Below are 10,396 nucleotides of genomic sequence, written 5' to 3' on the forward strand. Positions count from 1 at the left end.
TCGAGCCGACGACCTTGCCGCCAATGTCGGACTGATGTCCGAACATCGAGGTATAGGCGATCAAGCGCCCGTCCTTGAACACTGGAAGCAGCACCAGCCAGTCGTTCGAGTGGCTGACCGCCCCGCCGCAGGAATAGGGATCGGAGAGGAAAATCATGTCCCCGTCCTCGATGGTGCCGTCGAACTGCTTGAGGAAGCCGTCGATGAAGCTGCCGAACTGGCCGACGATCATCTTGCCGGCAGGGTCCGAGATCAGCGGGAAGGCGTCCCCCTGTTCGCGGATGCCGGGGCTCATGGCGGTGCGCACGAGGGTCGCGTCCATCTCGATGCGGGCGTTCCTCAGCGCGTTCTCGATGATGTCGAGCGTGACCGGGTCGATGGCGACCTTCTGGAACGGGACGGTGTTGGGTTCGATGATGCGAGCCGGCATGGTTCAGCCCTCCGCCTTCAGAGTGATAAGGATGTTGCCGACAGCGTCCACGACGGCGCGGCAATCATGTTCGACCAGCGTGGTCGAATCCATTTCGGTGATGATCGCCGGGCCTTCGATCACATCGCCCTGCCGCAGCCGGGCGCGGTCGTAGATTACGGCAGGCCGCTCGGCCCCGTCGATCCAGACGACATGGTCGCGGATCTTGGCCGCGGATGGATCGCCGTCGCCCTTGGGCAATTCCGTCGCGGGCAGGGCGGGGGCCTGCCCCTGCGCCACCGCGCGCAGGTTCACGATCTCGTGCGGGGTATCCATGTTGAAGGTGAAGAGCCGCAAGTGCTCCTCGTCGAAGCGGGCGAGGATGCCTGCGATCCCGTCCTTCTCGAGAATGTCCTGCGTGATCGTCAGCGGCACTTCGAAGGCTTGGCCCGCATAGCGCACGTCGATCTCGAACAGCGAGGTGATCTGATCTTCGGGAATGCCGTCGGCGACCAGCTCCCCGCGGGTCTGTTCGGCCATGTCGTCGAGCACGCTGACGAGGTCGGCAATCGAGGTGTCACGCGCGAGCCGCGAGAAGCTGCGCGCGGTTTCGGTGCGCATCCGCGTGGTCGCGTCGCCCAATGCGCACAGCACGCCGGGGGAGACGGGCGAGATCGCGGGCCATGAACCCATCAACCGCGCCACCGCATTCACATGCAGCGGCCCCGCCCCGCCAAAGCCCATCAGCGCAAATTCGCGCGGGTCGTAGCCCTGCTGCACCGAGATCATCCGCAAGGCGCCGAACATGTTCTCGTTGACGATGTCGATGATCCCGCGCGCGGCCTCCATCAGGCTGATGCCGAGCGCATCGGCGATGGTCTGCACCGCCACCTTGGCGCCCTCGCGGTCGAGCTTGAAACTGCCGCCTAGGAGATCTTCGGGGAGATAGCCGAGCACCACATTGGCATCGGTCACCGTGGGCAGCGTGCCGCCCTTGTTATAGGCCACGGGCCCGGGCACCGCGCCCGCGCTCTCCGGCCCGACGCGCAGCGCGCCGGTCAATTGCGGCACGTGGGCAATCGAACCGCCGCCCGCGCCCACGGTCTTCACGTCGAGCGCCGAGGCACGCACCGAGAGGTGCCCGACTTCGGTGGTGCGCTGGCGGCGCGGCTCCAGGCCCTGGATCAGCGCGACATCGGTCGAGGTGCCGCCGACGTCGAGGGTGAGGATATTCTCGAAGCCCGCATTCTTGGCGACCCACAGCGCGCCCGTCACCCCGCCCGCCGGGCCGGACATGAGGATGTTGACGGGATGCTCCTCGGCCTTCTGGCTGCTCATCAACCCGCCGTCGGACCGCAGCAGCGAGAGGCGGCCCTTGAAGCCCTCGGCCTCCAGCCGGGTGCGCAGGTTGGAGACATATTTGCTCACCACCGGACGCACGGCGGCGTTGGCGACGGTGGACAGCGTGCGCTCGTATTCCTGCATTTCGGGCAGGACTTCGTGAGAGAGCGAGACCGGGATGCCGGGCAGTTCTTCCGCTGCGATCTGACCGATCCGGGCCTCGTGCGCGCCGTTGAGATAGGAGTTCATGAGGGAGACGGTGAGCGCCTCGATCCCGTCACCCTTCAGCTTGCGCAAGGCCGCGCGCACGGCGTCTTCGTCGAGCGGCGCAACCTCGTTCCCTCGCGCATCCATGCGGCCCGGCACTTCGACCGTGTGCTCGAGCCGCGCCAGAGGCTGCGGCTTGGGCCAAACGATCCACGCGGCAAGCCCGCCGGGCACGAAGCTGCGCGCGATCTGCATGATGTCGCGGTAGCCCTGCGTCGTCACCAGACCGACTTTCGCGCCCTTGCCTTCAAGCACGGCATTGGTGGCGACGGTGGTGCCGTGGAGGAAATAGGTGATGTCCTCGGCCCCGATCCCGGCGGTCGCCATGATCGCCTTCACCCCATTGAGGATGCCTTCCGAGCTGTCATGCGGGGTCGAGGGGGTCTTGTGCCGCCAGAAGGCGCCGCTCGCCTCGTCGAACAGCAGCAGGTCGGTGAAAGTCCCGCCCACATCCACACCCAGCCTGTACGTCATGCAAACTCCCCTGAATTATGCCGCGCGGGCCACAGCCGAGGGCAATTCGCGCCCCAGCTCGCCTGCAAACCACTTGTTGGCGGCGATTGCCGACTCGAGATTGATGCCGGTCGCCACCCCGGAACGCTCCATCATGTAGACGAGATCCTCGGTCGCGATGTTCCCGGTCGCACGCGGGGCGAAGGGGCAGCCGCCGAGCCCGCCGAGCGAAGCGTCGAACACTCGCACCCCCGCCTTGTAGGCCTCCCAGGCATTTGCGATGCCGGTGCCGCGGGTGTTGTGGAAATGGGCACGCATCGGGATCTTTGGCCCGAGCAATTCGCCCAGCTTGCCGAACAATTCGCCCGCCTCCCACGGCGTGCCGACGCCGATGGTGTCGGCGAGCGCGATTTCCTCAGGGTTTTCGGCGGCGATCGCCTCGGCGATGGCGAGCACGGTTTCGTGCTTGACCTCGCCCTCGAACGGGCAGCCGAAAGCGGCGCTGATCGTGACCTGGGCGCGGATCCCTTCGGCACGGGCGAAGCGCAGCATCTCGCGGGTTTCAGCGATGCCCTCTGCGATGGTCTGGCCCTGGTTCTTCTGCCCGAAGGTGTCGCTGGCGACAACGACGCAGCCGACCTGATCGACCCCGCGCGCGCCATTCTCGCGGGTGGCAAGGGCGCGCAGCACTCCGCGCTTGTTGAGGACGAGGCCCACGTAGGTGCAGTCATTGTGGTCGGGCAGGGCGGCGATCACGGCCTCGGCATCGGCCATCTGGGGCACGCGCTGCGGGTGGACGAAGCTCGCCACCTCGAGCCGCCGCGCGCCATAGCCGATCATGCGGGTGATCAGCGCCAGCTTGGTCGGGGTGGAGATGATGTCCGGCTCGTTCTGGAGCCCGTCGCGCGGGCCGACTTCGACCAGTGCGATGTTTTCGAAGCTCATGGTGAATCGCCTGACAGGGGGGACGGGTAGGGCGAGGTTTAGCCGAATTGTATACAATTGCAATCGTACTTGCATCGCTGGCGCGGGTGGAACCGATCGCCATCTGTTGCGTTTTTGGTTGCCGCGCGGGGTCGGTGCGAGGGCTGGTGGCGGCGCGGTCGTTGCAAGGTCGTCACGCGGTCGTCACGCAGTCGTGTCGCGGTCGTTGGCCGGGCCGACCGCGCGGGCGAAGGTGTGGAAGGCGCGGCGCAAATGGCTGCCCATCACCGCGCGCGCCCAGTCGCCGTCGCGTGCGGCGAAGGCGGCGACCAGCTCGTCGTGATCCCGCGCCGACTGGCGCAGGTCATCCTGCGAATAGGTGCGCGCCGTGCGCAGCACCACCGGCGCCTCGACCAGCCGCGCGAGCAGCTGCCCCAGCCGCGGCGAGTGCGCCGCATCGATGATCGCCTCGTGGAAGGCGCGGTTGGCCTCGAGGAACCGCGCGACATCGGGCGGGCTCTGCTCCACCGCCGCGGTGAGCTCGCGGTTGAGCGCCTCCAGGGCGGCGATCTGCTCGCGCGTGAGGCGCTTGGCGGCGCGCTCGGCGGCGTGGCATTCGAGCATCTGGCGCAGCACGAACATCTCCTCGATGTCGTCCCGGCTCCAGTCGGCAACGAACAATCGCTTGGTGTCCGATCGCACCAGCAGCAGCTCGTCCTCGAGCCGCCGCACTGCTTCGCGCACCGGAGTGCGGCTGACCCCGGTGATCTGCGCGAGCTGGTCTTCGGTGAGCTGTTCGCCCACCGCCACCGACCCGCTCAGAACATGCGCGCGGATCGCGGCATAGGCGCGTTCGGAGGCGCGGCTCATGGCTGCGATGCCTGCGCGGCGGGCAGGAAAGGGGCTGCTTCCATGGGCTTCCTTGTGCGGCGTGGGCGCGCGGCCTGCAAGTCTGTGAGGTGACAAAAACACACTCCGGACGCCCTTGTCACAACATTTGTGTAAAGTGCTTGACGAGCACGATTTGTATACAATAATCACGCTCACTTGGGCAACTGGGGAGTGCCGTGAAGCGTATCAAGGTCATCGTGCCGATCGCAATGGACGAAGCTGGCGTCGCCAACAGGGCGCAGCAGCTTCCCGCCGATTTCGTGCGCGCCGGGTTCGCCCCCACCTTCGAGGCGGTGCGCTGGGGCGCGGCGCTGGGGGACTCCTACCACGACACGCTGCTGATGGACTGGACGGTGTTTCAGGCCGGCGTCACGGCGGAGGAGGAGGGCTACGCTGGCGTCTTGATCGACACGGTCAGCGATAGTGGGCTGTGGCCGCTGCGCTCGGTGCTCAGCATCCCCGTCGTCGGCCCGGGCGAGGCTAGCTTTGCCGCTGCGATGATGCTCGGCAAGAAGTTCAGCGTGCTGACCATGTGGCCGCAGTGGTTCCCGCTCTACGAGAAGGTGCTGAACCAGCACGGCTGGGAACACCGCTGCGCCTCGGTGCGCTCGATCGACACCCGGCCTGATGTCACCGAGCTGCTCGAAGGCAAGGAGGAGGTCGTCTTCGCCAAGCTCAAGGCTGAAGCGATGAAGGCGATCGAGGAAGACGGCGCGGATGTGATCGTGCTCGGTTCGACCACGATGCATCAGTCCGCAGCCTACCTCCAATCCGAGCTGCCCGTGCCGGTGCTGAACCCGGGGCAGGTCGCCTACAAGAGCCTCGAAACGCTCATCGAACTGGGCCTCACCCACTCCAAGAAGGCCTTCCCTGCACCCGAAGTGCCCAAGCACGCCGATATCCGAAAGGGCTGGTACTGATGAGCGAATGGCAAGAGGGCGGCCCCGGCCAGACGCCGCTGCCCTATCCCTTCTACGTCGATATCGTCACCAAGCGATATTTCGACGGGGTCGACAACAAGATCATGGACCAGGTGCTCGATTGCTTCACCCCCGACGCGATCCTCACCGAGGTGACCAGCAACACTGTCCACAACGGGCGCGAGGCGATCCGGGCGATGTTCGTCAAGCTCTTCGCGGATTTCGAGAGCATCTGGCACGGCAATTTCGTCCACACCGCCGACCCGCAAAGCAACGCGATCTGCTCGCAGTTCACCGTGCTCATCACCCCCAACGGAGGCGAGGAGCTGCGCTACGAGAACTGCAACCGCTTCTACCTCAAGGACCGGTTGTTCCACCGAGTCTATGTCTACATGTCGGGTGACAACCTGCTGAAGGAAGGGGACGCCTGATGCAGTACGAACCCACCCTTTCGCGCGCCGATCTCGTCGACTTTGCGCTGAACAAGTACTTCGCCCGCGTCGATGCCAAGGACTTGGAGGCTGCGCTGTCGTGCTTCCACGATACCGCGCTGTTCTGCGTGCAGACCGCCTTCATGCGGCATTCCGGCAAGGCCGAGATCCAGCGGATGTTCGAGGATTTCTTCGCGGCCTACCAGACCATCATCCACCGCGATTTCACCTGCACCGTGGACGAGGCGAACGGGCGCATCACCGCCTGCTTCACGGCCGAGCTGCACGACCACGATGGCAACGTGACCCTGCTCTACAACACCAATTTCTGGCGCCTGCGTCCCGGTGAGGGCGGCCCGAAGTTCCAGGAAGTCTACGTCTACATGAGCGGGGCCAATCCGCTCGTCTGATCCTTCATCCTCTCGACCCTCTCAGGAGAGCCGCCATATGAATATCCGTCTCGTTCTTGCCTCCGGCGCGGCTCTCGGCGCCATTGCCCTTTCCGCGCCTGCAATTGCGCAGGATGCGCAAGACACCGCGCCCGCGGCCGAAGAGGAGGGTGCGATCATCGTCACCGCGCGCCGCCAGTCGGAAACGCTTGCCGATGTGCCCGCCGCCGTCACCGTGTTCACCGCCGAAGCCCTCGCCAAGAGCGGGGTGCAGCGCGCCGATGACTTCATCCAGCTGACCCCGGGCGTCACCATCGTCACCGGCACCGCCGAAGCGGGCGACACCCAGATCAACATCCGCGGCATCAACGGCGCGCGCGATGCGGAAAGCTCGGTCGCGCTGGTGGTCGACGGGATCCTCAAGACCAACACCGCGCAATTGAACCAGAACCAGGGCACGCTGCGGCAGGTCGAAATCCTCAAGGGTCCGCAGGGCGCGCTCTATGGCCGCAACGCTGCCGCCGGCGCGATCGTGCTCCAGACCCTGAAGCCCGGCGACACGCTGGAAGGCGGCGTGCTGGTGCGCGCAGGCCAGGACAACACCTATCTCGCCAATGCCTATGTCTCGACCCCTGTGGGCGAGAATGCGGGGCTGGTGCTGTCGGGCAACTATTCGACCACCGACGGCTTCTTCCGCAACCGCTTCCTCGGCAATTCAAAGACCATCGACGATCAGGAAGTCTGGGGCATCGACGGGCGTTTCGTCGCGCAGGTCGGCCCTGACACCGAGATCGACGTGAAGGCGCGCTATGCCGACCTCACCGGCGCCTCGATCGCCTTCAACGCCGCCTTCCACCTGCCTAATTTCGCGGCCGTGGACCCGGCGTTCTTCGAGGACGTCAACGACCACCCCTTCGGCTTCTATCCCAACATCCGCCCGACCAACGACCAGACCACCTTCGAGGCGTCGGCCAAGATCGAGCACAAGTTCGAAGCCGCGACGCTCACCGCATGGCTGCTTTATAGCAATGTCGAACAGTCGCTGACCGCCGACGGCACCTCGGCCGATTTTGCGCGCTTCACCTTCCCGGGGGCGACGCCTGCCTCGGTCGCGGCAGCCAATGCCTGCGCGGCCTCGACCACGGCGCTGACCGGCTTCGCGCTCAACCCGCCGACCTTCATCGGGGCGAGCCCGATCCCCTTCATCTTCAACCCCGCCACCGGGTCGACCTTCGGGCCCTATAGCCCGACCACCTGTGACGGAACCCAGTTCCAGATCCGCAATCAGGAGGATATCAGCGGCGAAATCCGCCTCGCCTCCAGCGGCGACGGGCCGGTGAACTGGCAAGTGGGCGCCTATTACCTCCACATCGACCGCGAGGTGGGGGTGAGCCTTGGCGCGGATCTCGGGCAGGGGATCATCCGCCAGCTCTACAACGCGCCGGGCACGACCAACCCCACCACCCAGCTCTACAATGATGCCTTCACAACCGATGTCTACGCGGTGTTCGCCTCGGTAGACGGCGACCTCACCGATCGCCTCAATGTGAGCGTGGCGGGCCGCTACGACATCGAGGACCGCAATGTCGCGAGCCTCGTGCCGGCCGTGTTCGATCCCTTCACCGGCGGGCCGATCAACCCCGGCCAGGCGGTGGTGGGCGGGGTCGTCCAGCCGATCGGGCCGCAATCGGAAACCTTCCGCCAGTTCCAGCCCAAGATCTCGCTGCGCTATAAGGTTACCCCGGATATCAACCTTTACGGCAACTGGGGCATTGGCTTCAAATCGGGCGGCTTCAACAACCAGGGCGCTGCGGCGATCGTCGATTCTGCGTTCAACCAGTTCATCGGCACCAATGTCCAGATCGACGACCAGTATCGCAAGGAAACCTCGAGCGCCTTCGAGGCGGGGATCAAGGGCAATGTGCTGGACGGCGTGGTCACCTTCGACCTTGCAGGCTACTACACCACGATCGACGACATGCAGTTCTTCGAGTTCTTCGTCGGCGGCTTCGGCCTCTTGCGCGTGGTCTCGAACATTGACGAGGTCGAGGTCTACGGGGGCGAGCTCAACCTGACGGTCGAGCCGGTCAAGGGCTGGACGCTGTTCGGTTCGGCCAACGTCACCGAGAGCGAGATCAAGGCCAATGCCTCGCGGCCGGTCACGGTGGGCAACAAGTCGCCCTACACCGCCGACTACACGATCAACCTCGGCACCCAGATCGATCTGCCGGTGACTGACTCGATCGATTTCGTCACCCGCGCCGATTACCGCATCACCGGGCCGACGTGGTTCCACACGCTGCAGGACGACGCCAACCCGACGCTGTTCAGCGGGCTGCTGCCGGGCTCGGCGCTGGCGCTGCCGGCCTTCGTGGGCGATGCCGACTACTCGGTCTCGCAGCGCGACACCTTTGCGGTGATGGACCTGCGCATCGGGATCGAGGGGCCGACCTGGTCGGTTACCGCCTATGCCGAGAACCTGTTCAACGAGAAGTATCTGAACGAGGTCATCACCGCGGTCGAATTCGGCGGCTCCTTCATCTCGCCGGGCGGGCGCCAGCGCTTCGGGCTGGAGCTGGGTTACAAGTTCTAATCACGCCGTTCTGATCTCCGGGCCTTTCGGGAACAAAACAACGGGGATAGGGGGAAGCGCGCGGGGGACCACCCGATCCCCGCGCGCTTTTTCATTTGGCGGGGGCGGGTGCAGCCGGGCTCCACCATGACAGCGTCTGGTTGTCATGCGCCGAGGTCCACACCCCCTTAGGCGTCCAGCGCAGCGCGCCGCTGCCGACGCTCGGCCCCATGCGGGCGCGGATCTTGAGGCTCTGGGCGTCGATCACCACCATCGTCTGGTCCTCGGTCGTGCGCAGCCACACCGCGCCCGCGCCGGTGTCGATATCGCCCCACTTGAGCTTGGGCCCGATCTTGGTGCGGCCCAGCACGGTGAGCGCCGCCGGATCGACCTTGGCGACCGTGCCGTCGCCCTGTTCCTGCACCCACACCGCCCCTTCGCTCGCGGCGAGGAAGCCGGGAGTGTTGCCCATCGTGACCTTGCCGGTGACGGTGTTGGTGGCCGGATCGATCCGTTCGAGGGAGCTGCCCTCGCTCGACACCGCCCAGACCGCATCGAAGCCCCAGGCGAGATACCACGTCTCGGCCGTCACCGGGATCGTCGCGACCACCGTGTTGGTCGCCGGATCGATCCGCGCGACCTTGCCTGCAGGATCGCTCGGCACCCACACCGATCCCGCGCCCGAGACCACATTGGTCTCGCCCTTGGGATTGCCGAGGCCGGTGGCGATCTTCGCTTCGACTTGCGCCGTGGCCAGGTTGATGCGGTAGACATCGCCGTCCTTGCAATTGGCGACCCACAGCGATCCCGCCGCGGTGGTCATCGCGCCGCAGGGGCGAGGGACGGGGGCCGAGGCGACAAGCCCGGCGGGCGTCCACTTCTCGACCCGCCCGTCATTGGTGACCCACACCGCATCGCCGTCGATCGCCATGAAGTCGGCAAAGCCGGGCACCTTCATTGCGTTTTCCGAGAGGTCCGGCATCGGGCCCACCGCATCATTGGGCGGCGGGCCGTCGTCGGCGCAGGCCGTGGCGGTGAGGCTGGCGGCAATAATCGCGGCAAGCGGGCGGGCGGCGTGTTTTTTCATGGCTAATCGGCCTCCGTGCGAGGGCAGGGGAGGGAGAGGAGCGCGCCCGCCCGCAGATCGCGTGAACGGGCACAATGCCTGCCATCGTGGAACCAATCTCACCCATATTACGTTTGCAATCAATCGTAATAATTCATGGTGGACAAACGCGCACAACCGGCGGATGTTCGCAGGCGCAACATAGGGGACGAATCATGCTCCACCACCTCTCCCGGGCAGCCCGCTTCCTCCTCCTCGGCCTCGCCGCGCTGCTGGTGACAGCATGTTCCGGCGGGGAGGAAGAGGCAGCCGCGCCCAAGACCGAATTCAACATCGGCTGGTCGATCTATGCCGGGTGGATGCCCTGGCCCTATGCCGAGCAGGCCGGGATCGTGAAGAAGTGGGGCGACAAGTACGGCATCACGATCAAGTTCGTGCAGGTCAACGACTATATCGAGAGCGTGAACCAGTACACAGCGGGCAAGCTTGACGGGGTGACGGTCGCCAACATGGACGCCCTCACCATCCCGGCGGCGGGCGGCAAGGACACCAGCGCGATCATCCTCGGCGACTATTCCAACGGCAATGACGCGGTGCTGCTCAAGGGCGCGGACAATGTCGCGGGGATCAAGGGCCGTCAGGTCTACCTCGCCGAGCTGTCGGTCTCGCACTACCTCCTCGCCCGCGCGCTCGAGACCAACGGGATGAAGCTGACCGACGTGAAGACGGTCAA

9 protein-coding genes and 1 pseudogene are annotated in these 10,396 nt (G+C 65.6%); 5 read left to right on the plus strand and 5 right to left on the minus strand.

All coding sequences use genetic code 11. The features are described 5' to 3' along the window. The 4 genes from NBV68_RS13635 to NBV68_RS13650 all read right to left on the minus strand — a co-directional run. Positions 1–430: hydantoinase B/oxoprolinase family protein (locus tag NBV68_RS13635; protein WP_296310655.1), on the minus strand; the 430-nt coding region annotated here is incomplete at its 3' end. A gap of 3 nt (positions 431–433) precedes the next feature. Continuing rightward, positions 434–2,491, minus strand: coding sequence for a hydantoinase/oxoprolinase family protein (locus tag NBV68_RS13640; RefSeq protein WP_296310657.1), 2,058 nt, complete (start codon positions 2,489–2,491; stop codon positions 434–436). Between the two features lie 15 nt (positions 2,492–2,506). Continuing rightward, positions 2,507–3,415, minus strand: a complete 909-nt coding sequence (locus tag NBV68_RS13645; RefSeq protein WP_296310658.1) for a hydroxymethylglutaryl-CoA lyase — start codon at positions 3,413–3,415, stop codon at positions 2,507–2,509. Positions 3,416–3,598: 183 nt separating this feature from the next. After that, on the minus strand, positions 3,599–4,264 hold the full coding sequence (locus NBV68_RS13650; RefSeq protein WP_296310659.1) for a GntR family transcriptional regulator: 666 nt from the start codon (positions 4,262–4,264) through the stop codon (positions 3,599–3,601). 197 nt (positions 4,265–4,461) lie between these two features. Between NBV68_RS13650 and NBV68_RS13655 the strand changes: the two genes are divergently transcribed. The 4 genes from NBV68_RS13655 to NBV68_RS13670 are packed head-to-tail and all read left to right on the plus strand — an operon-like array spanning position 4,462 to position 8,618. Next, positions 4,462–5,205, plus strand: coding sequence for an aspartate/glutamate racemase family protein (locus NBV68_RS13655; RefSeq protein WP_296310661.1), 744 nt, complete (start codon positions 4,462–4,464; stop codon positions 5,203–5,205). Next, on the plus strand, positions 5,205–5,636 hold the full coding sequence (locus NBV68_RS13660) for a nuclear transport factor 2 family protein (protein WP_296310663.1): 432 nt from the start codon (positions 5,205–5,207) through the stop codon (positions 5,634–5,636). Before NBV68_RS13655 ends, NBV68_RS13660 begins: the two co-directional genes overlap by 1 nt. Next, positions 5,636–6,046 (plus strand): nuclear transport factor 2 family protein, encoded by a 411-nt coding sequence (locus NBV68_RS13665; protein WP_296310664.1) that lies wholly within the window; start codon positions 5,636–5,638, stop codon positions 6,044–6,046. Before NBV68_RS13660 ends, NBV68_RS13665 begins: the two co-directional genes overlap by 1 nt. A 37-nt stretch (positions 6,047–6,083) precedes the next feature. Then, complete coding sequence (locus NBV68_RS13670) at positions 6,084–8,618, plus strand: TonB-dependent receptor (RefSeq protein WP_296310665.1); 2,535 nt, start codon at positions 6,084–6,086, stop codon at positions 8,616–8,618. Positions 8,619–8,709: 91 nt separating this feature from the next. Here NBV68_RS13670 and NBV68_RS13675 read toward each other — a convergent pair whose 3' ends face one another. Next, positions 8,710–9,684, minus strand: a complete 975-nt coding sequence (locus NBV68_RS13675; RefSeq protein ID WP_296310666.1) for a YncE family protein — start codon at positions 9,682–9,684, stop codon at positions 8,710–8,712. A 194-nt stretch (positions 9,685–9,878) separates the two neighbouring features. On the opposite strand from NBV68_RS13675, the pseudogene NBV68_RS13680 reads away from it, so the two are divergent. After that, a pseudogene (locus NBV68_RS13680) lies at positions 9,879–10,396 on the plus strand (lipid kinase); the annotation flags it as partial.

This window comes from Erythrobacter sp., assembly GCF_023653175.1.
Lineage (GTDB): Bacteria > Pseudomonadota > Alphaproteobacteria > Sphingomonadales > Sphingomonadaceae > Erythrobacter.